The 21,707-nt window shown below is 53.9% G+C and carries 19 protein-coding genes and 2 tRNA genes; 4 read left to right on the forward strand and 17 right to left on the reverse strand.

Annotation, left to right across the window (positions count from 1 at the left end):
* Nucleotides 1-43: 43 nt before the first annotated feature.
* From rpmA to OO713_RS03970, 3 genes are all read right to left on the reverse strand, one after another.
* On the reverse strand, nucleotides 44-295 hold the full coding sequence (gene rpmA / locus OO713_RS03960) for a 50S ribosomal protein L27 (protein ID WP_264784795.1): 252 nt from the start codon (nucleotides 293-295) through the stop codon (nucleotides 44-46).
* 10 nt (nucleotides 296-305) lie between these two features.
* Nucleotides 306-611 carry a 50S ribosomal protein L21 gene (gene rplU / locus OO713_RS03965; RefSeq protein WP_264784796.1) on the reverse strand — a complete coding sequence of 102 codons (306 nt, stop codon included), beginning with the start codon at nucleotides 609-611 and terminating at the stop codon, nucleotides 306-308.
* 104 nt (nucleotides 612-715) lie between these two features.
* Nucleotides 716-2,572, reverse strand: a complete 1,857-nt coding sequence (locus tag OO713_RS03970; RefSeq protein WP_264784797.1) for an Rne/Rng family ribonuclease — start codon at nucleotides 2,570-2,572, stop codon at nucleotides 716-718.
* A 140-nt stretch (nucleotides 2,573-2,712) separates the two neighbouring features.
* Between OO713_RS03970 and OO713_RS03975 the strand changes: the two genes are divergently transcribed.
* The gene (locus tag OO713_RS03975) at nucleotides 2,713-3,318 is read left to right on the forward strand and encodes a vitamin K epoxide reductase family protein (protein ID WP_264784799.1); all 606 of its coding nucleotides are present in this window, start codon (nucleotides 2,713-2,715) and stop codon (nucleotides 3,316-3,318) included.
* On the opposite strand, the gene ndk is transcribed toward OO713_RS03975, so the two are convergent.
* The 4 genes from ndk to ileS are packed head-to-tail and all read right to left on the reverse strand — an operon-like array spanning nucleotide 3,315 to nucleotide 8,567.
* The gene (gene ndk, locus OO713_RS03980; protein WP_264784800.1) at nucleotides 3,315-3,725 is read right to left on the reverse strand and encodes a nucleoside-diphosphate kinase; all 411 of its coding nucleotides are present in this window, start codon (nucleotides 3,723-3,725) and stop codon (nucleotides 3,315-3,317) included. The two genes, OO713_RS03975 and ndk, sit on opposite strands and share 4 nt — an antisense overlap.
* On the reverse strand, nucleotides 3,718-4,083 hold the full coding sequence (locus tag OO713_RS03985) for a DUF4233 domain-containing protein (protein ID WP_264784802.1): 366 nt from the start codon (nucleotides 4,081-4,083) through the stop codon (nucleotides 3,718-3,720). Before OO713_RS03985 ends, ndk begins: the two co-directional genes overlap by 8 nt.
* Nucleotides 4,076-5,404 (reverse strand): folylpolyglutamate synthase/dihydrofolate synthase family protein, encoded by a 1,329-nt coding sequence (locus tag OO713_RS03990; protein WP_264784804.1) that lies wholly within the window; start codon nucleotides 5,402-5,404, stop codon nucleotides 4,076-4,078. Before OO713_RS03990 ends, OO713_RS03985 begins: the two co-directional genes overlap by 8 nt.
* Nucleotides 5,397-8,567, reverse strand: coding sequence for an isoleucine--tRNA ligase (gene ileS, locus OO713_RS03995; protein ID WP_264784806.1), 3,171 nt, complete (start codon nucleotides 8,565-8,567; stop codon nucleotides 5,397-5,399). Before ileS ends, OO713_RS03990 begins: the two co-directional genes overlap by 8 nt.
* A 71-nt stretch (nucleotides 8,568-8,638) precedes the next feature.
* Here ileS and valS point away from each other — a divergent pair, with 71 nt between their 5' ends.
* Both valS and OO713_RS04005 read left to right on the forward strand, forming a co-directional pair.
* Nucleotides 8,639-11,206, forward strand: a complete 2,568-nt coding sequence (gene valS, locus OO713_RS04000; protein ID WP_264784809.1) for a valine--tRNA ligase — start codon at nucleotides 8,639-8,641, stop codon at nucleotides 11,204-11,206.
* Nucleotides 11,207-11,215: 9 nt separating this feature from the next.
* Entirely contained in the window at nucleotides 11,216-13,237 is a 2,022-nt protein-coding gene (locus tag OO713_RS04005) for a M3 family metallopeptidase (RefSeq protein WP_264784810.1), read from the forward strand.
* On the opposite strand, the gene OO713_RS04010 is transcribed toward OO713_RS04005, so the two are convergent.
* From OO713_RS04010 to OO713_RS04035, 6 genes are all read right to left on the reverse strand, one after another.
* The gene (locus OO713_RS04010; RefSeq protein WP_346659312.1) at nucleotides 13,211-14,374 is read right to left on the reverse strand and encodes a benzoate/H(+) symporter BenE family transporter; all 1,164 of its coding nucleotides are present in this window, start codon (nucleotides 14,372-14,374) and stop codon (nucleotides 13,211-13,213) included. The genes OO713_RS04005 and OO713_RS04010 overlap by 27 nt on opposite strands.
* An 8-nt stretch (nucleotides 14,375-14,382) precedes the next feature.
* The gene (clpX, locus tag OO713_RS04015) at nucleotides 14,383-15,657 is read right to left on the reverse strand and encodes an ATP-dependent Clp protease ATP-binding subunit ClpX (protein WP_264784811.1); all 1,275 of its coding nucleotides are present in this window, start codon (nucleotides 15,655-15,657) and stop codon (nucleotides 14,383-14,385) included.
* Between the two features lie 50 nt (nucleotides 15,658-15,707).
* A complete protein-coding gene (locus OO713_RS04020) occupies nucleotides 15,708-16,349 on the reverse strand; it encodes an ATP-dependent Clp protease proteolytic subunit (protein WP_264784812.1) in 642 nt (213 codons plus the stop codon).
* Nucleotides 16,349-16,933, reverse strand: a complete 585-nt coding sequence (locus OO713_RS04025) for an ATP-dependent Clp protease proteolytic subunit (protein WP_264784813.1) — start codon at nucleotides 16,931-16,933, stop codon at nucleotides 16,349-16,351. Before OO713_RS04025 ends, OO713_RS04020 begins: the two co-directional genes overlap by 1 nt.
* A gap of 74 nt (nucleotides 16,934-17,007) precedes the next feature.
* A complete protein-coding gene (tig, locus tag OO713_RS04030) occupies nucleotides 17,008-18,276 on the reverse strand; it encodes a trigger factor (RefSeq protein WP_264784814.1) in 1,269 nt (422 codons plus the stop codon).
* Nucleotides 18,277-18,311: 35 nt separating this feature from the next.
* Nucleotides 18,312-18,388: transfer RNA gene (locus tag OO713_RS04035), tRNA-Pro, on the reverse strand.
* A gap of 73 nt (nucleotides 18,389-18,461) precedes the next feature.
* Here OO713_RS04035 and OO713_RS04040 point away from each other — a divergent pair.
* Nucleotides 18,462-18,535, forward strand: a tRNA-Gly gene (locus tag OO713_RS04040).
* Between the two features lie 2 nt (nucleotides 18,536-18,537).
* Here the strand turns inward: OO713_RS04040 and OO713_RS04045 are convergent.
* From OO713_RS04045 to OO713_RS04060, 4 genes are read right to left on the reverse strand one after another with little or no spacing between them, the layout of a single operon-like run.
* The gene (locus OO713_RS04045; RefSeq protein ID WP_264784815.1) at nucleotides 18,538-19,329 is read right to left on the reverse strand and encodes a DNA-formamidopyrimidine glycosylase family protein; all 792 of its coding nucleotides are present in this window, start codon (nucleotides 19,327-19,329) and stop codon (nucleotides 18,538-18,540) included.
* Entirely contained in the window at nucleotides 19,330-19,803 is a 474-nt protein-coding gene (locus OO713_RS04050; protein WP_264784816.1) for a ribose-5-phosphate isomerase, read from the reverse strand.
* Complete coding sequence (locus tag OO713_RS04055) at nucleotides 19,800-20,486, reverse strand: hypothetical protein (protein WP_264784817.1); 687 nt, start codon at nucleotides 20,484-20,486, stop codon at nucleotides 19,800-19,802. Before OO713_RS04055 ends, OO713_RS04050 begins: the two co-directional genes overlap by 4 nt.
* The gene (locus OO713_RS04060; protein WP_264784818.1) at nucleotides 20,473-21,648 is read right to left on the reverse strand and encodes a cation:proton antiporter; all 1,176 of its coding nucleotides are present in this window, start codon (nucleotides 21,646-21,648) and stop codon (nucleotides 20,473-20,475) included. The genes OO713_RS04055 and OO713_RS04060 overlap by 14 nt, the downstream gene beginning before the upstream one ends.
* Between the last annotated feature and the right edge of the window lie 59 nt (nucleotides 21,649-21,707).

Genomic DNA, 21,707 nt, shown 5'->3' on the forward strand with positions numbered 1-21,707 from the left:
AGAAAGAGGCGGACCAAAGGCCCGCCTCCATCAAAATCTCTAGTTACTGAGTAACTACGTTTACGACCTTGCGACCGGCCTTGGCACCAAACTCAACAGAGCCTGCTGCTAGAGCGAACAAAGTGTCGTCCTTGCCACGGCCTACGTTCACACCTGGGTGGAAGTGAGTACCGCGCTGACGAACCAGGATCTCGCCTGCGTTGACTAGCTGACCGTCGTGGCGCTTTACACCTAGACGCTGCGCGTTTGAGTCGCGACCGTTGCGAGTGGAGCTAACTCCCTTTTTGGATGCCATTTCTACCTGCCTACTTGATCTCGGTGACCTGGACGCGGGTTAGGTCCTGGCGGTGGCCCTGACGCTTCTTGTAACCGGTCTTGTTCTTGTACTTCTGGATGATGATCTTTGGACCACGGGTCTGGTCTAGAACCTCTGCAACAACCTTGACCTTGGCTAGAGCCTTGGAATCGGTGGTGACCTTGTCGCCGTCTACTAGCAGCAGTGCTGGCAACTCAATGGTGCCGGAGGTAGCTGCGATACGGTTCATGGTCACGATGGTTCCAACAGAAACCTTCTCCTGGCGACCACCAGCGCGAACAATTGCGTAAACCACGTGAAAACCTATCTTTTCTTTGGATTGAGCCCTACGGAAGAAACCCTCGGGCAACAGCGCCCTAGTTTAGTAAAAACCAGGTACCAGGTCAACCACCCTGCAGATTATTCTGCCGAGTCGCCCTGTGAGTTAGTTGCCTTGGCACTTACACGACGTCTTCTTGGCTTCGCACGCGCCTCAGGTTCTGGAAGCGATTCGAGCACAAGGTTCAAAAGCTCAGTCTTCCCCTCTGGCTCAGAGGGCTTTGCTTCCTCTTCGGCCAGCGGAGCGTGCGCAATCTTGTTGACGACGTTTTTTAGAACATCAGCCTGCTCTGGGGTAACAACCTTCTTTACCACTTCAGGCTTGTCCTTCTTCTTCTTGGCCTGCTTCTGAGACTTACTCTCCTCAGGCATGCGGAATCTTGGCTCTTCGTGAACCACCAAACCTCGACCACCACAGCATTCACAGGTCTCTCCGAAAGTCTCCAAAAGACCAACACCGATCTTCTTTCGAGTCATTTGAACTAGACCCAAAGAGGTGATCTCGCTGACCTGATTCTTAGTTCGATCGCGAGAGAGGCACTCGAGCAAGCGGCGGCGAACCATCTCCTGGTTGGACTCTTGAATCATGTCAATGAAGTCAACCACGATGATGCCGCCGATATCGCGCAGTCTGAGCTGGCGAACTAACTCCTCCGCAGCTTCAAGGTTGTTCTTGGTAACGGTCTCCTCAAGGTTTCCGCCCGAACCGATGAACTTGCCAGTGTTCACGTCGACAACGGTCATCGCCTCGGTGCGATCAATCACCAGCGAACCACCAGATGGCAGGTAAACCTTGCGCTCTAGAGCCTTGGCGATCTGATCTCCGAGACGGTAGTGGTCGAAGATGTCATCGCTGAGCGTGTACTGAGATAGTCGCTCGACTAGGTCGGGTGCCACTGTCTCCAGGTACTCCTTGATGGTCGCCATTGCAGACTCGCCGGAGACAATCAAGGATTGGAAATCCTCATTGAAAACGTCGCGAATGATCTTCACTAAAAGATCTGGCTCAGAGTGCAATAGCTGAGGTGCCTTGCCCTTTGCCTTCTCGGTGATTTGCTCCCACTGCGCCTTGAGGCGCTCAACATCGTGGATTAGCTGCTCCTCAGAAGCACCCTCTGCAGCAGTTCTTACAATCACGCCCGCATCTTCTGGCAGTGCGGTCTTCAGAATCTGCTTGAGACGCTGACGCTCCGACTCCGGAAGCTTTCTTGAGATGCCGGACATGTTGCCGCCTGGCACATAAACCAAGAAACGTCCCGGCAAAGAAACCTGAGAGGTCAGGCGGGCACCCTTTTGGCCAACTGGGTCCTTAGTGACCTGTACCAAAACCTGGTCGCCGCTTTTCAAAGCAAGTTCTATGCGACGCGGCTGATTACCAGTTTCGGCAGCCTCCCAGTCGACTTCACCTGAGTAAAGAACTGCGTTTCTACCCTTGCCGATGTCGACGAATGCGGCCTCCATCGAAGGCAACACATTCTGGACTTTGCCAAGGTAGACATTTCCAATTAGTGACCCGCCCTGAGACTGAGCCACATAGTGCTCAACCAGCAGACCATCCTCTAGAACACCGATCTGGATGCGACCATCTTTGTCGCGCACCACCATGGTGCGATCAACAGATTCACGCCTGGCCAGGAATTCACTCTCGGTAACAGAAGAACGTCTGCGCGAGTTGTCTCTGGTGTCACGGCGGCGATTGCGCTTGGCGTCAACTCGAGTAGAACCAGACTCTTTTTCTTCAGGCTCTGGCTTCTCGCGCTGAGGCTTTTCCTTGACAGGCTTCTCCCTGACTGGACGCTCCTTCTTTACGACAGGAGCCTCTTCCTCTACAGCCAGCTTGCCCGATCTCGGATTTACCTTCGGAGTTGGCAGGTCAGGAGCTTGGAAAATTAGTTGGATTGCTGCCGGCTTGGCCGGTTCTTCTTTTTTCTTCGGCACTTTTTACCTAATGCACTGGTACACACCCGCAGTGTCTTTGGTTCGTGATTCAAGCCGCAACCTGAATCTAATTCTCTATTTGCGTGGAACCAGCGGTTCCAAAACCTTCGATGCAAGTGTGTTCGCATCTAGGGAGAAGTATGACACGGCTGTTATCAAAATGCGATAATCGCAATGTGATATTTCCTATTTCGCTAATCAGCCTTGGAATCCTCGGTTGGATCGCATCCTTCGGACTAACCCTCGAAAGAATCAAGGTCGCAGGCGACCCACAGGCCACCACCTCCTGCGACATCTCCCCCTTCATCAGTTGCAAGTCGGTAATGCTAAGTGAGCAGGCAGCGCTGCTCGGATTCCCGAATCCGATAATTGGACTGGCGGCGTTCGTTGCTCCAGTTGTGGTTGGCTTCGCGATATTGGCAGGAGCCAAGTTCAAGCCCTGGTTCTGGCAGCTTTTTGTTCTGGGACACGTCTTTGCCATGGCATTTGTGCTTTGGCTATTTAGCCAAAGTGTCTACGTAATTGGAGCACTCTGCATCTACTGCATGGTTGCCTGGAGTGCGACCATCCCTCTTTTCTGGGCAAGCGCGAGCTACGCAGCGAAACAGGGGGCGTTTGGTGAGCGGTTCGAAGCCCCGGGAACCGTGGTTCACGAATGGGCTTGGGTCATCACAATCCTGACCTACCTGGCCCTAATAATCCCTATCTTGATTCAGTTCTGGGACTACTGGCCAAGTCTTCTCTAGAACCAGAGTTTTAGCTCGCGCTCGGCCGACTCCTTGGAGTCTGAACCGTGAACTAGATTCTGAACAACTTTGGTACCCCAGTCGCGGCCGAGGTCGCCGCGAATGGTTCCTGGTGCTGCTGCAGTTGGCTCTGTGGAGCCTGCCAGCGAGCGGAACCCCTCGATAACCCTGTTGCCGGTCAGTTCGATGGCCACAACATCACCCGAGAGCATGAATTCCAAAAGCGGCTCGTAGAAAGGCTTACCCTCGTGCTCGGCGTAGTGCTGTGCTAGGAGCTCGCGAGTTGGAGTTAGCTTGCGCAGCTGGGTAACCGAATAACCCTTTTGCTCACAGCGGCGGATAACCTCGCCAATTAGGTTGCGCTTGACGCCATCAGGCTTGATCAAAACCAGGGTTGACTCAGTCATTACTCTCCTTCAACTTCAAATAGTTCTCACGGGCGCGATCGACGGTTCCCCCGGCGATCTGGGCCCAAATCCACATTCCAACCAGGATGCTGCCGATCACAAACATGCCCCAGAGCCAGAAGCCACTGACTAGAAGTGCAGCCTGCAGCACCCAGCCCAGCGCATAACCACCTGGTCTTCCCAAGATGGCAGGGGTCAAAATCATCAAGATCGAAACGGTTAGGCCGATGCCCCACACCCACTCAACGGGTCCAACCCTCAAACCAAATGCGGTCAAGGTTGCGAAGAAAACCACGATTGATTCGAAACTCAGAACGATCGCACTCAGTGCTCGGCGGGTTGATTTCGGCTTACTCATCTTCACTATTCTCCCTCACGCTCGCGAGCACCTCGCCCACCATGTAAAGGGAACCGGTAACAACCCCCACCGATGTGTCGCCAAGCGCACCGCGCAAAAGGTCAACGGCCTCAATCGCTGATGGCACCACATCGAGAATTTCAATGTCCAGTTCCGCAAATGCGGTCGCAAATTCCTCGGCGGCTAGCGCTCTTGGACCAGGAGCCTGCGTAATGATTACGCGATTGAAGGTTTGAGCGAATTCTCTTGCGCTCTCCGCCCAGTCCTTATCGGCCAAGGTCGCGACGACGCCAATAAGCTCGCGGCCCGGGAAGTGGAATCGAAGTGCCTCGCGAAGTGAACGAATGCCATGTGGATTGTGAGCACCATCGAGAATGACCAAAGGGTCCTTTTCGATTACGTGCAGCCTTCCTGGAGAGACCGTGTCAGCAAGCGCTTGACGAAGCACCTCATCCGCAATCGATCGCTGTCCGCCACCGAGAAATAACTCGACTGCCGCAATTGCAGTCGCGGCGTTCTGAGCCTGGTGAGCACCCAGCATCGGCATCCAAACATGCGGATACTCCCCCGCAATACCCTGGACAGAGAACCGAACCCCAAATCCATCTGGGCTGATGTCAGTAACACCAAAGTCTTGTCCCGAAAACAGCACCTGTCCACGCTCTCGGAGCACCTCTTCGGCATCGGGATGCTGCGGTGAGCTGACGATGAGGGAGTCCGATTTGATGATGCCTGCCTTGGTGGCAGCAATCTCGGCGATGGTATTCCCCAAAGACTTTTGGTGGTCAAGGTCGATCGGTGTAAAGACAGCAACATCGGCATCCGCGACATTGGTCGAATCCCATTCACCACCCATGCCGACCTCAAGGACCAGAACATCAATCGGCGCATCAGAGAAGATCTGAAAGGCAACTGCCGTCATCGCCTCAAAAAAGGTCAGGCGAGCTTCACCCTCTGCCACAAGTTGGGCATCAACGATTTCCAGTAGCGGTTTAGCCTCGAGATACGCTTCCACGAATACCTCGTCGGCAACCATTTCGCCGTCGAGGGCAATCCGCTCATTGAAATGAATCAGATGAGGTGATGTCAGACGTCCGGTCCTTAGACCGTGCTCTCGAAGGATGCGTTCGATGATTCGCGCTGTCGAGGTTTTACCGTTGGTGCCAGTGAGGTGGATGATTCGGTAGTTGGTTTGCGGGTCTCCGAGAATCTGAACCGCACGTTGAGTTGGTTCAAGCCGCGGCCTGACTTGATTCTCTGGTTGTCTCGCGTATAGCTCAGCGAGCACCTGCTCCATGCTTTCGCTTTGCTTGCTAGCCAATTTTGTGAAGCTCGATTCCCAATGAGCCTGCCTCGCCGACCGAGAGCTCACCCACTCCAACCGAGATGCTCAGCTCAAGAGCGAGAACTTCGCTGCCAATGAACTCACTGTGTTCACTCAATGCCGCGACACTTTGCTCATCGGCTCTGAGTTGCAGCGAAATTCTGTCCGAGACATCTAGTCCGGCATCCTTGCGCGCCTGCTGGATGTGTCGAATCGCATCCCTGGCAATGCCCTCGCGCTCCAGTTCCTCGGTCACCTTGGTGTCAAGAAGAACGAAACCAAAAGAGGTGATGCCCACCTTGGCATCTGGATTGTCAGACGCCGCCGACATGGTCAGCTCATACTCACCCTCCAGCAGTGCTGTGCCATCAACTACAACTGACTCGCCTTGCAGAACCCAGTTTGAAGCCTTGGCCTCGCGAATAATTCGCTGCACATCGCCACCAACTCTTGGGCCCAGGGCACGGGCGTTGATCGTCAATGACTTACTGATGCCAAACCGCCTTGCGATCTCTTCGCTAGCGGGAACCACCTCAACGCTTTTCACATTCAGTTCATCGGCAATCAGGTCAGCGTAGTTAGCAAGGCCCTGTGAGTTTGAAGCGATGGTTAGAGAGCTCAGTGGCAGCCTCACTCGCAGGCCGGCACTCTTTCTTAGCGCCTGTCCAACCGATGCAGCCTCTCTAATGGTGTCCATGTCGACCACCAACTCCGGATCTGATGGGAACTCGGCGGCATCTGGCCAGCTCTCGAGGTGGACACTTCTGCCACCGGTCAATCCACGCCACATTTCTTCTGATGTCAGCGGCAACAAGGGTGCAACTGCACGAAGCACTGCCTCCAACACGGTGTAAAGGGTGTCGAATGCATCTTTGTCACCCTCCCAGAATCGGTCGCGTGAGCGTCGGATGTACCAATTTGTCAGAATCTCAGCGAAGTCTCGGACTTTTGCCGATGCACTGTAGCTGTCGAACTGATCCAGGTCGATTTCTAGATCACGAATCAAATCCGAAGTCTTGGAAAGGATGTACCTATCCAGCAACTGCTGGGAAGAATGTGATGGGCTGGCTACGTAATTTGCCGCGTTGGCATAAAGCGAGAAGAAGTAGTAGCTGTTCCAAAGGGGCAATAACGCCTGGCGAACACCTTCTCGAATCCCCTGCTCGGTGACAGATAGATTGCCACCGCGCAGGATCGTGCTCGAAAGCAGGAACCAGCGCATTGCATCAGAGCCGTCACGATCGAAGACCTCGTTTACATCTGGGTAGTTACGAAGCGACTTGGACATCTTCTGACCATCGTTACCCAATACGATTCCGTGGCTGACCGCATTCTTGAACGCTGGCCTGTCAAAGAGTGCGGTAGAAAGCACATGCAGGGTATAGAACCAACCTCTGGTCTGCCCCACGTACTCGACGATGAAGTCGCCTGGGAAGTGAGAATCAAACCAGTCGCGGTTCTCAAATGGGTAGTGCACCTGAGCAAACGGCATAGAACCAGACTCAAACCAGCAGTCCAGCACTTCCGGCACGCGGCGCATGGTCGACTGTCCGGTTGGATCATCTGGGTTAGGTCTTGTCAGTTGATCAATCTCAGGGCGGTGGAAGTCGCTCGGTCTAACACCAAAGTCCTTCTCGAGTTCATCCAGAGAGCCGTAAACATCGATTCTGGGGTAGTTCGGATCGTCGCTCTTCCAAACCGGGATCGGCGCCCCCCAAAAGCGATTGCGTGAAATTGCCCAGTCGCGGACATTCTCCAACCACTTTCCGAAGCTTCCGTTCTTGGTGTGCTCGGGAACCCAGTTGATCTGCTGGTTGAGCTCAAGCATGCGATCGCGCAGCTTGGTGGTCTCGACGAACCAAGAGCTAACCGCCTTGTAGATCAGCGCGTTCTTGCAGCGATAGCAATGTGGATAGGAGTGCTCATAGGACTGCTGGCGCAGCAGTCGACCCATCGCCTTTAGATCTGCGGTGATTGGCTTGTTGGCATCAAAGACGTGCATCCCCTCGTAGGGCGGGATGTTCGAGAGGTACTGACCTCGCTCGTTGATAGAGACGTAGGTAGGGATACCCGCGGCGTTGCAGAGGTTTTGGTCATCCTCACCATAGGCCGGTGCCTGGTGGACGATTCCGGTTCCCTCGTTGTCGGCAACATAGTCACCGACCAACACCTGCCAGGCATTTTCAACCTGATACTTTTCCGAATCTGCGTAGAAGTCGAAAAGTCGCTCGTAGCGAAGACCTGCAAGATCTTTACCCAGGTACCTAGCAACGACGGCGTCTTGCAGGGCGGAGGCATCCTCAAAACCAAGGTCCTTCGCGTAACCAGCAGCCAAGGAACTGGCTAGTAGATACTTACCGGTGCCGGTCAACACCACCGAGTACTCAATCTCTGGCCCAACCGCCAGGGCAAAGTTAGTGGGAAGCGTCCATGGCGTGGTGGTCCAGGCCAGCATCTTGACGCCATCAAGCTCGTGGTTTGGTGCGGTGATTGGGAAGCTCACCGTCACGGACTGATCTTGACGAGAACGATAAACCTCGTCATCCATTCGAAGCTCGTGGTTTGAAAGCGGTGTCTCACAGCGCCAGCAGTAGGCCAAAACCTTGAAGCCCTCGTAGATCAGGCCCTTCTTGTGCAACTCCTTGAACGCCCACAGCACGCTCTCGGTGTAGTTCAAATCGAGAGTTTTGTAGTCATTGTCAAAATCAACCCAGCGAGCTTGACGAGTCACATAGCTACGCCAGTCCTGGGTGTACTTGAGGACACTGGTTTTGCAGAACTCGTTGAACTTTGCGACGCCGAACTTTTCGATTTCCGGACGACCAGAAATACCAAGCAGGCGCTCGGCCTCCACCTCAGCCGGAAGGCCGTGGGTGTCCCAACCAAAGCGGCGCTCCACGCGCTTGCCACGCATGGTTTGGTAGCGCGGAATCAAGTCCTTTGTATAACCGGTTAGAAGGTGGCCGTAGTGCGGCAAACCATTTGCAAAAGGTGGTCCATCGTAGAAAACGAACTCATCAGCATCGGCCTTGGCGCGCTGATCGATGGACTCTTGGAAAGTGCCATCTTCAGCCCAGTGAGCCAGCACCTCTTTCTCTACGTCTGGGAAGAACGGAGATGGTGTAACGCCGGCGGATTCAGGCCTGTGCTTTGGATACATCTTTGCTTTCGATGGGTTCTAGAACTTAACAATGTTAACCTAGAGAAGTTTTGAGCCCCGGAGTTACCCAAGTGACGCAAATTCTTCCAGATCCAACACGCTCTGCCACCGTACCCGAGAAGGCTACGGTCGATGGCCTAGAACGGAAATGGGTCCCGAGCTGGGAGACCGAGGGGGTTTACTCCTACGCGGGCGATGGGGAGGTCTATTCAATCGACACCCCACCACCAACCGCATCCGGCTCGCTCCACGTGGGTCACGTATTTTCATACACCCACACCGATGTGGTGGCTCGCTACAAGAGAATGTGTGGCTACAAAGTCTTCTACCCAATGGGCTGGGATGACAACGGTCTTCCGACTGAGCGCCGCGTTCAGAACTATTACGGGGTTCGCTGCGATCCAGCACTTCCATACCAACCAAACTTCACCCCACCACAAGAGGGTGGCGATAACAAGAGCTCGAAGGCAGCGGACCAGCTTCCAATTTCGCGAAGAAATTTCATCGAGCTTTGTGAACGACTGACCGAAGAAGATGAAAAAGCCTTCGAGAACCTCTGGCGCGACCTAGGTCTCTCGGTGGATTGGTCCAAGACCTACCGCACTATTTCAAAGGAGGCTCAACGGGTCTCGCAGCAGGCTTTCCTGAACAACCTCTCTCGCGGTGAGGCTTACCAGTCCATGGCACCAACCCTCTGGGATGTCACCTTTAGGACCGCTGTAGCGCAGGCGGAGCTCGAAGATCGCGAACAGCCAGGCGCGTATCACCGCGTGCAGTTTGATGGCCCCAGCGGTCCGATTTTCATCGAGACCACCAGACCTGAACTCATCCCAGCGTGTGTCGCCCTTGTAGCTCATCCAGATGATGAGCGTTATCAACCACTGTTCGGCCAGACTGCCAAGACTCCAATCTTTGGCGTCGAGGTGCCGATCGTTGCCCATCGCCTAGCCCAGAAGGACAAGGGCTCAGGCATCGCGATGATCTGTACCTTTGGTGATGTCACTGACGTGATTTGGTGGCGTGAACTTGATCTACCTAACCGCGCAATCATTGGTTTTGACGGTCGAATAATCTCTAGCACCCCAGATGTCATCGCACAATCCAAGGCTGCAGAGTTCTACGAGGAACTCAAGGGCAAGACGGTCTTCAGCGCCAAAGAGCTGATTATCGGCAAGCTGAAAGAACTCGGGGCCCTGGCTGGAGATCCAAAGCCCATCACTCACCCGGTGAAGTTCTTCGAAAAGGGTGACAAGCCACTCGAAATCGTTTCCACCCGTCAGTGGTACATCAAAAACGGCGGCCGAGACAAAGACCTCGCGGAGCGATTGATTGCGCTTGGCAAGGACCTCGGTTTCCACCCTGACTTCATGAGAGTCAGACTGGAGAACTGGATCAACGGCCTGAATGGAGACTGGCTGATTTCTCGCCAGCGCTATTTTGGTGTTCCAATTCCGGTTTGGTATCCGCTCGATGCAGACGGAAATCCTGATTTCGACAACGTAATCACCCCAAGCTTCGATTCTCTACCAGTAGACCCATCAACCGATGTCCCTGTTGGATACGAAGAGTCCCAGCGCGGCATCCCCGGCGGATTCATCGGTGAACACGACATCATGGACACCTGGGCAACCTCCTCGCTCACGCCACAGTTAGCGGGTGGTTGGATTGAGAATCCCGAGCTTTTCAAAGAAGTTTTCCCGTTTGATCTGCGCCCACAGGGTCAGGACATCATTCGAACCTGGTTGTTCTCCACCCTGCTTAGAAGTGAGCTTGAACACGGCGAACTACCCTGGAAGAATGCGGCTATATCGGGCTGGATCTTGGATCCGGACCGCAAGAAGATGTCGAAATCCAAGGGAAATGTCGTAGTACCAAACGAGTTGCTCGAAACTCACGGCTCTGATGCGGTTAGGTACTGGGCTGCTTCCGCTCGTCTTGGCACCGATGCGGCATTTGACGAGGGTCAGATGAAGATCGGTCGTCGACTGGCAATCAAGGTGCTGAACGCAGCCAGGTTCGCGCTAACTTTCGAGCTTCCTGCAGGTGTCTCAGAGGTCACCGAGCCGGTTGATAGGGCAATGCTCGCAGCGCTCAAGCACCAGATTGCGGTTGCAACCAAGGCCTTCGAGGATTACGACCACACCAAGGCTCTTGAAACCACCGAGACCTTCTTCTGGACCTTTGCAGATGATTACGTAGAGCTTGTCAAAGAGCGCGCTTATGGACAGGGAGACTTCACCCCCGAGCAGGTCGGTAGCGCGGTTCTCGCACTGCGCCAGGCATTGGGAATCATCGTGCGACTACTCGCACCCTTTATCCCATACGCAACTGAAGAAGTATGGAGCTGGTGGCAGCAGGGTTCGATTCACCGAGCCAGCTGGCCAACCGAAGCAGAGCTGGATAACTTCTCGGGTGCCGAACTGTATGCGCTCGCCTCCGAGGCGTTGATTCTGGTTCGCAAGACAAAATCTGACGCAAAGCTATCGATGAAGGCTGAAATTCTGAGTGCTGAACTGAACGGCCCTGCAGAGCTATCAAAGCTTCGCTCGGACCTGATGGCGGTTGGAAAGATTACCCAGCTAAAGCTGGGCGAGGGTCCCCTTGAGCTAACGAAGGTTGAGTTCGCTCCAGCCGATTAAGCTGGTGCAATGACTAATCCTCTACTTAGCGTTTCTCCACTGGAGTACGAGCTACCTAACTTTGCACTTCTCAAAGACGAGCACTACCTCCCCGCTTTCGAGCACGCTGTCGCGACTCACAATGCCGAAATTGCCGCAATCTTGGCTCAACTAGAAGTCAGCTTCGAAAACACCATTGTGGCTATGGAGAAGGCCGGAGACCTACTGAACTCGATGCTGATGGTCTTTTACAACAAGACCTCTAGCGACACCAATGACACTCTGCAGGCAATCGATGCAGAAATTGCTCCGAAGATTGCTGCACACATCGACTCGATCCGACTAAACCCTGCCCTTTTTGAGCGCATCCAGAAATTGGTCGCAAAGCGCGAGGAGCTTGGTCTTGACGCCGAAAGTGACTGGCTGCTGACTCGCTACTACAAGGACTTCAAATTTGCAGGCGCTGAGCTAACTGCCGAGCAGCGCGCTCGTGTTGGCGAGATCAACGAAGCCATCTCAGGACTTGAGGTTGAGTTCGACAAGCGCCTACTGGCAGACAGTAACGACCTGGCTATCCATCTACCGGACGCATCAAGACTCAAGGGCCTCAGCGAAGCTGAAATAGCCTCCTGCAAAAAGGCGGCTGAGGACAGAAAGCTAGATGGCTATGTCATACCGCTTTTGAACTATTCCGGTCACCCGCTCCTTGCCAACCTCGAAGATCGCAGCCTGCGTGAGGAAATCCTGAAGGCAACCCTGTCAAGAGGTTCCCGTGGAAATCAGAATGACACTTCTGATGTTGTCATACAGCTTCTCGACCTAAGGCGCGAGAAAGCAAAGCTCTTCGGATACTCAAACTACGTTGACTATGTCACCGCACAACAAACGGCTGGATCTGGAGCAAATGTTCACAGCGTGCTGCGCAAGATAGCGCCAGCTGCGAAGGCTAACGCCCAGCGTGAGGGTGCGCTATTGCAGGAGCTCATGAATCAGGAGACCACCGGTGAGCTAGCTGCTTGGGACTGGTCCCGCTACACCGAGCAGCTTAGAACCAAGCAGTACAGCATCGACACCAGTGTCCTCAAACCCTACTTTGAAGTTCGCCGCGTTCTCGAGGACGGAGTCTTTTTTGCAGCAGGCAGACTATACGGTCTGAAGTTCACGCGACGCGATGACCTCACCGGCTACCACCCCGAGAACTGGATTTACCAGGTTGACTACGAGGATGGATCAAAGTGCGGTCTGTATCTATTTGACCCATTCGCAAGACCGTCCAAGCGCGGTGGCGCATGGATGAACAACCTTGTTGATCAGTCTCACCTACTCGGCAAATTGCCGGTTGTGGTCAACAACATGAACATTCCAAAGCCTGCCGATGGTGATCCTGCATTGATGACCCTTGATGAGGTCAACACCCTATTTCACGAGTTCGGCCACACCCTTCACGGCCTGCTTTCGAATGTGACCTATGCGAGGTTCTCTGGAACCTCGGTGGAGCGTGACTTCGTTGAATTCCCATCTCAGGTAAACGAGATGTGGATGCTTTGGCCAGAGGTGCTGGAGAACTACGCAGTCCACGTGGAGACCGGAGAGAAGCTCTCGCTGGATTGGGTCGCCAAGCTGACCGCTGCGGAGGGATTCAACCAGGGCTTTGAAACCACCCACTACCTCCAGGCAGCAATTCTTGACCTTGCGCTTCACTCCCAGGAGAGCACTCCAGACGACTTGGTGAAGTTTGAGGCAGAGGCGATCGAGGAATACGGACTCACCTACTCCCCAGTACCAACCAGGTACCGCACCAATTACTTTGCTCACATCTTCGCCGGTGGCTACTCAGCCGGCTATTACGGCTACATCTGGTCAGAGATTTTGGATGCCGAGTCAGTGAACTGGTTCAAGGAGAATGGTGGTCTAACTCGTGCAAACGGAGAGAAGTTCTCAAAGGGACTGCTATCACGTGGAGGCTCGAAGGATTCCATGACCTTGGTCAAAGAACTACTCGGCCGAGAGCCAAAGATCGAGCCGCTACTTCGCCGCCGCGGTCTTTTGTAAGAGCCAGACCAGGACACCGAATACCAGGGCCCAAAAAGCTCCACCCACGCCGAGGATGGCAATGCCGGCCGCTCCGGTGAGGAAAGTGACCGCGCCAGCTAGTCGCATGCTGTCGTCAGAGATTGCGGTCTTCAAAGCTCCGGAGAAGGTGTTCACTAACGCGATGCCGGCTAGTGCCAGAAGCAGCTCTCTTGGGACAGCTAGCACGAATGCGGCGAATGGAGCTGCGAAGATCGCGAACAGGATGTAAACCACACCTCCCCAGCTCGATGCTATCCAGCGACGGGAAGGGTCCTTGGCCGCCCCTGTGTCTGCATTCAGGGCCGCAGTAATCGCAGCGAGATTCAGACCAAACCCGCCGAAAAACGCGGTGACCGCAGAGCCCAGCCCAGTTGTGAGGAAAACTCTTCGGACCGGCAGTGGAAATCCCAGCGACTGCATGATGGCCAGGCCAGGTAGATTCTGCGATGCCATCGTCACCAGGTAGAGAGGCACTCCGATTGCGATCATGACAGTCGCATCGAATGCCGGGGTGACGATTTCAAGTTCAGGCCAAAAGACAATAGAACCAAGGTCTCCGACCTCGGGGCTAAAGCCAATCAGCAGAAATCCCAACGAGATTGCTATTGGCGAAGCCCAAACCGCAGCAAATCGGTTTAGTACAAACCAAACCAAAAGCACGGGGATGATCAGAATAGGAAAATCCACGCCAGCATGAACGGTTGCAATCACGAACGGAAAGATCACACCGGCAAGCATCGCAGCCGATATCTGCGGAGGAATTAGACCAACCACTCTCCCAAGCCAGGGCCAGACCCCGGTTAGAACTATCAAAAGGCTCGCGACTACGAACGCACCAACCGCCTGATCGAAGCTCACTCCCAGCGCACTGGACGAGGCTAGGAAAGCGGCTCCCGGGGTGGACCAAACCACGCTGACCGGCTTTTTCAGCCAAACCGACAGGAAGATTGAAAGCACTCCGTAGCCAACCAGCAACACGGCTAGTGCTGTGGCGGTTTGACTTTGAGTTGCGCCCATCGCGGTGAGGCCTGCAATAGCTACTCCGAAGGTAGCAACCGATCCCGTTGTGGAGGCAACGGTTCCGGCCAGGTACGGAGCTATGCGCTGGGAGCTGATTTTTAGTCCTAAGCGCTCTTGTCGCGAAGTCGTTGCTTTAGCGGCAAAACTTCTGGCATCTGCTTGGTGCGGACAATTTCGGCAGTGATAACGACTCTTCCCTGCTCCTCAGAGCCAGGAAGCTCAAACATGATTGGGCCAAGAACTTCTTCAAGAATCGCCCTCAAACCTCGAGCTCCGGTCTCGCGCTCCAGAGCCTGGTCGGCGATGAGCTCGATGGCCTCTGGTTCAAACTCAAGTTCAAAACCGTCAATTTCAAACATTCGCTGATACTGCTTAATTAGCGCGTTCTTTGGTTCGGTGAGAATTGAAACCAGCGCGGTCTTGTCCAGTTCCTCCACGGTGGCGATCACCGGAAGTCGGCCAATAAACTCCGGAATCAAACCAAACTTGCGAAGATCCTCAGGCTGCACCTGCTTGAAGACATTGCTGGAGTCGGTTTTCTCCTTCAAGGGTGAACCGAACCCAATACCCTTCTTACCGGTGCGCTCCCCCACGATGGTCTCTAGACCCGCAAACGCTCCAGCCACGATAAAGAGCACGTTGGTGGTGTCAATCTGGATGAACTCCTGCTGTGGATGCTTTCTGCCACCCTGGGGTGGCACAGATGCAACGGTTCCCTCAAGAATCTTCAATAAGGCTTGCTGAACACCCTCACCGGAGACGTCTCTAGTGATTGAGGGGTTCTCGGCTTTGCGAGAGATCTTGTCAATCTCGTCGATGTAAATGATGCCGGTCTCAGCACGCTTAGGATCAAAGTCTGCGGCCTGCAAAAGCTTCAGCAGGATGTTCTCAACATCTTCGCCAACATAACCAGCTTCGGTAAGTGCGGTCGCATCTGCCACGGCAAATGGCACATTCAAACGCTTGGCCAAGGTCTGAGCGAGATAGGTTTTTCCGCATCCGGTAGGGCCAATCATCAAAATGTTGGATTTGGCAATCTCGATGTCATCGTGACTCTTGCCTGACCTGGTGAGGGTGCCTTGAGCTCGAATTCGCTTGTAGTGGTTGTAGACCGCAACAGATAGCTGCTTCTTAGCGCCATCTTGACCAATTACGTACTCATCTAGAAACGCCTTGATCTCCTTGGGGTTAGGAAGATCGATGCTCTCAGCCTCGGTCGCAATTGCGTTACCGAGCTCCTCTTCGATGATTTCATTGCAGAGCTCGATGCACTCATCGCAGATGTAGACCGAGGGTCCGGCGATGAGCTTTCTTACCTGCTTTTGGCTCTTTCCGCAGAAAGTGCATTTCAAAAGCTCAGAGGTCTCCGACAAGGTCATGCCAAAACCCTATATCTAGCAGCAGACTTTTTCGCTTAGGCGTGGCGGAATTAGGCCTTGCGGCTAGTCAACACCTGGTCGATTAGGCCGTACTCCAAAGCATCCTGTGCGGTCAAAATCTTGTCGCGATCGATGTCCTTGTTAACCTTCTCGACTGACTTGCCGGAGTGCTTAGCCAGCGTCTCCTCAAGCCACTCACGCATGCGCATGATTTCACGAGCCTGAATCTCGATGTCGGATGCTTGACCACGTCCGGCGTCTCCAGTTGATGGCTGGTGAATAAGGACACGAGCGTTCGGCAGAGCCAGACGCTTCCCCTTAGCTCCAGCTGCTAGCAACACGGCTGCGGCGGATGCGGCCTGCCCAAGACAAACAGTCTGGATCTGAGGCTTGATGTACTGCATGGTGTCGTAAATGGCAGTCAGTGCAGTGAAGGAACCGCCTGGGGAGTTGATGTACATCGTGATGTCGCGATCTGGGTCCTGGGATTCAAGTACCAGAAGCTGAGCCATGATGTCATCTGCCGATGCGTCATCAACCTGGACACCTAGAAACACGATGCGATCCTCGAAAAGCTTGGTGTATGGGTTGTGGCGCTTGAAACCGTAGCTGGTGCGCTCTTCGAACTCAGGCAGAATATATCGCGCCTGTGGCAATTGAATGCGGCCGGATTGAGATTCTAGATAGCTCATTAGTCAGCCTTTCCTACGCCAGTGGAGCGATTTGCAAACTCTTGAATGTGATCGATGAAACCGTACTCCAGTGCCTCTTGAGCGGTGAACCAGCGATCGCGGTCTCCGTCTTGCATAATCTGCTCGATGGTCTTCCCGGTCTGCTTTGCAGTGATCGAAGCTAGCTGGTGCTTCATTGACATGATCAGCTCTGCCTGAGTCTGAATGTCGCTGGCGGTACCACCGAAGCCACCGTGCGGCTGGTGCAAGAGCACTCGGGTGTTCGGGGTGGCATAGCGCTTGCCCTTAGCACCGGAGGAAAGCAAGAACTGGCCCATCGAGGCACACATGCCTATGCCCACGGTGACAATGTCATTTGGGACGTACTGCATGGTGTCGTAGATTGCCATGCCTGCGGTTATCGAGCCACCCGGGGAGTTGATGTAGAGGAAGATATCTTTCTCTGCGTCCTCGGCTGCCAACAGCAAGATCTTTGCGCAAATCTCGTTTGCGTTCTCGTCACGAACTTCACTACCGAGCCAGACGATGCGGTCTTTTAGCAGGCGATCAAAAACGCCATTTCGCTCCATTTGAGGCATGGACATAAGGGTGCTCCTTAGCTATCTGAGATAAAGATAGTCAGGGGAATGAAAACCAGAGGCTATGTTCGCCCTAGGCGTTAGTTGTTCGCCTCGGCCGAAACCTTGTTTCCCTTGGAGTCAACGATGTCAGCTGCAGCGATCAGAGCGTCTACCGCTTTGCGGCGAGCTAGCTCACCAACAAATGCTGGGACCTGACCCGCGTTGGCGACCTGCTTGATGAACTCATTAGGGTCCATGCCGTAGTTGCGAGAGGTAAAGGCCAAGTACTCGATGAGCTCTTGGTCCTCAACCTTGATTCCCTCGGCCTCAACGACTGCATCAAGTAGCAGCTGAGTGCGGAAGTTCTTCTCGGTCTCCTCGGTAACCTCCTTGCGGTGAACGTCGTCAGCCTGACGACCCTCTCCTTCAAGGTGGCTCTCAACCTCACGCTTTACAGCCTCTTCGGAAACTGGAATCTTGGCCTTCTCTAGAAGCTCATCAATCATGATGTCGCGAGCCTGCAGAATCTGCTTGCGAGCAAGGTTCACCTCGAGCTTCTTCTCGATGTCTGCCTTGAGCTCGGCAATGGTGTCGAACTCCGAAGCCAGCTGAGCAAACTCGTCGTCGGCCTTTGGTAGCTCACGCTCCTTGACGGCGTTCAAAGTCACGGAAACCTCAGCCTCTTGACCTGCAAGCTCCCCACCTACCAACTTGGAGCGGAAGGTGGTGCTCTCACCGGCTGTGAGGGTCTCAAGGGCCTCATCAATACCTTCTAGGAGCTGACCGGAACCGATCTCATAGGAGATGTCCTTCGCAGTGTCGATGGTCTTGCCATCGATGACTGCGCTTAGGTCGATAGAGGTGAAGTCACCGTTTTGAGCTGGACGCTCGACGGTCTTTAGAGTGCCGAAGCGAGCGCGAAGCGCGTCTAGCTCGGTGTCGATGTCAAGCTTTGCAACCTTGAGCGAATCAACCTTGACCTTCATACCCTTGTAGTCAGGGAGCTTGAACTCTGGGCGAACCTCGACCTCGAGCTCAATCTTGAGCTCCTTGTCTGGCTCGGCAGCTGAAGGCGCCTGCAGCACATCTGCCTGAGGAGTTGCCAATGGAACCAGCTTCTCCGCAGCCAGGGCCTGGCGGTAGAAGTCATCCATGCCGTCGTTGATGGCCTGAGCGATGATCATGTCTTTGCCCACGCGCTGGTCTAGCACAGCAGCTGGCACCTTGCCCTTGCGGAAACCTGGGATGTTCACCTGCTCAGAGACGGTCTTGTAGGCGACTTCTAGGGCTGGCTTGAAGTCGGCTGGCTCAACAGTGATGGTGAGCTTGACGCGCGTTGGGTTGAGCTTTTCTACGTTAGTTTTCAACGTTTCTCCATGAGATAGGTGGACTACTCGGTTACTGGTCGGGATGACAGGATTTGAACCTGCAACCCCCTGTACCCAAAACAGGTGCGCTACCAAGTTGCGCTACATCCCGGAGGTTTTTTCAACCCTAAGGTCGAAAACTCCAACACTCTACCCCATAGAATGTTCCATGTCTAAACGACGTCGCGAGTGTAGCTCAATGGTAGAGCCTCAGTCTTCCAAACTGATTACGCGGGTTCGATTCCCGTCACTCGCTCCAAATCACTTTTGACAGTGCGCGCAGTAGTACAACTTCCTAGTCGCCATGAGCTCAATAACCACGCTCGATCCGCATTCACGGCAAGGTAACCCCTCACGCTTATAGACGTAATAGCGCACATCCTTCTTTGGCCTGCCCTTCAAAAAACCCTCGCGGGTGAGCATCAAACCTGTCTTCACACCAAGCGGCATCAGCGCTACTGCATCAAACCAAATGCCAGCTATCTGCTCTCTCGTGAGCGCCTTACCTGGTCTGTGCGGGTTGATCCTGGCCCTAAACAACAGCTCTGCCCGATAGACATTGCCCACGCCAGCTAGGACATTTTGGTTCATCAGGAGCTGCCCAATTGGAGATGTGGATTTTGCCACCCGGTTCACAAATCTTTCGAGTTCCTCACCCTTTGGGTCAGGACGGAGCGGATCTGGACCAAGCTTCGACTTCACATCGGCAAGTTGATCTGCATCAACCAGCTCACAGGCTGTGGGCCCACGTAAATCCGCAAAGTAATCGGTGTTTGCAAATCGGGCCCTGACTTGACCGCGAGGTTCTGGAAGTTCACCCTCATGGGATTCAAAGCGCCATTTGCCGTAGATGCCAAGGTGAATGCGCAAAGTTGCTGACTCGAACTCCAGGAATAGCTGCTTACCCCAAGCTGAGGCCGACAAAAGTTTGGTTTGGTCAATCAAGACCGAGTCGGTGAACCTGCCCTGCGGTGAGGTAACAGCGACTTCGCGCCCTTGAAATTTCTTTCGAAACTCCCCCGCTGTGCGATGAACGGTATGGCCCTCAGGCATTTAGTAGATAACCTGGCCGGTTTGCTCGTAGCTGGCAATCTTGGAAATTCGACGCACGTGACGCTCGTCGTGTGAGAACTTGCCGGCGATGAATATCTTTGCAAGTTCCAAAACTTCGACCTGGCTGTGCTGCCTTGCCCCCAGGGCGCAGACGTTGGCGTCATTGTGATCCCTAGCAAGCGCTGCAGTCTCAGGGTTCCAAATCAGTGCCGCACGAATTCCTTGGACCTTGTTAGCAGCGATCTGCTCGCCATTTCCGCTTCCACCCAGCACAATGCCAAGTGCCTCGATGCCATTGCTTTGATCGGCAACCACTGCTTGAGCAGCCGCTATGCAGAAGCCTGGGTAATCATCCAGTGCGTCATACACCTTTGGCCCATGATCAATCAGCTCGTGTCCAAGTGCAGTGAGCTCGCTGACCAGGAAAGCACTCAGCTCCATGCCGGCGTGATCGGTGGCGATGTGAATCCTCATGACTTCTCCAACTTGCTTTGAATGATGGTGTGCAAAATCTCTGGTTGTTGAGAGTAAACCAAAACCGACTCCCCAGATTTCAGTTTCAGCGAGATTGCCTTGCCAGCGCGAGGGATGAAGGCGAGCTTGTTTTTTGAATAACGAATTCCTAAGCCGCCGAATTCCCTCGCTCTGAGTTCAACAATCTCGGTTTGTTCAATCTCTGAAAAGTCGAGAGTTAGGAAACTTATTGCGCCGTATTTAATCCGAAGTAGGTCATCGATGACGATGGTGGGAGCGCGTAAAACTAAGGCCAACACGGAAATCGGAATCACCAGAATCAGAAGCAGCAGAAAGACAGGAAAACCCTGGGTTCCGCCACTGATTTGAATGAGAGTCACTGCCCAGGCCACGACATTCAGAATGATAAAAATCCCAATGCCGGACAGGGTCAATAGACCCGAAAGCAAGCGGCGCTTAGTGAAGGCTGCAAAGGTCAAAAGCCCGAGCGAACCGAGTTGCAGAAATGACATCTCCCATAAGTGCTGTTCGAACGAGACAAACCTGTCAGGTTGCAGACTTATCCCCCAGTGCACCGGAACTGGTTCCTGAATCAAACCCGAATTGAAGCTCAAGACTGCAAAGCCGACGTGGATAAGGCTTAGCAAAGCTGCAAGCAAAAGTAATTTTCTAGCGACGGTCAAGTTGACTCCTAGAAAAGCGCAGCACCACGGATGCCGCAAAGGCGGTCATGATTACGTAGGCCAAAGTCAACGCCTGAAGCTGAATGCCCAAAACTATGGGGGCCGCCAGCGCTGCAATCACCATCGAGAACTCGCCACGGGCAATCAGAAAACCAGTTGCCCGCCACGCGCTCATGGGATCGCTCAGATCTCGGGTGACCCACCAGCCCACCAGGTATTTTCCGGCAATACCAAGTGCGGTCAGCAGTAATGCAAGAGGAAATACCGCAGGTAGATCTGCTGGATCTGTAGTGATTCCAAAGAATAAGAAGAAGATGGCCGAGAAGATGTCGCGGATCGGGCTCAATCTCGCACGTGCCGTTTCTGCCACCTCACCGGTTAGCAGCAGTCCGATCAAGAACGCTGCTACGACGCCCGAAAAGCCAACGAGGTCGGCCAATCCTGCCGCTAACAGCGCAGCACCAAATACCGTGAGGAGCAAACCACCGGGCTCATTTGGATCAAGAATCTTGCTCCACTTCGCAGTGCCTCTGAAGCTGACCAGAATCACCAAACCTGTGATTGCAAGAGCTAGCGAAACGGAGATGATTCCAGATACTGCCGACACACCCAAAACGATTGAGGTCAAAAGCGGTAGATAAGGAGCAAGTGCTAGGTCCTCAAAAACCAAAACCCCGATTGCGCGTTTAGAAACCTCAGAGCGCCGCCAGCCCATTTCTTTGATCAGCTGGGCAGCAATACCCGATGATGAAACATAGGTGATACCGGCGAGCGCGAGGGCTCCCCCGAGCCCCCAACCCAACAACCAACCCAATACAAATCCAGGGGTGGCGTTCGCAACAAAGTCGATAAGACCGGCACTCTTTCGATCTTGAAAAGCCTTGGCAAGGTCGTAGGCGGAATACTCGAGCCCCAGAAGAAGAAGCAGCATGATTGCGCCTATTTGAGCACCGGTGTTCAAGAACTCTTCGCTGAGTGACAGCGGGACTACCCCACCCTCTCCGATTGCTAACCCGATTAGCAGGTATAGCGGAACGACCGAAAACTTGAGCTTGTTGGCAATGAAGGCCACGATACCCAGCACCAAAAGTGCCGCGCCAATCTCTGCAAGCAGCATGGAGTTTTCTGGCGATTGACCAGATGCTTGCAGGATTGTGAACATAACTAATTATCTCGGGAGAATTTGGCAACCAATACGCCCTAGGCTTTTGGTTACACAGA

The organism is Aquiluna sp. KACHI24 (genome assembly GCF_025997915.1).
Classification (GTDB): domain Bacteria; phylum Actinomycetota; class Actinomycetes; order Actinomycetales; family Microbacteriaceae; genus Aquiluna.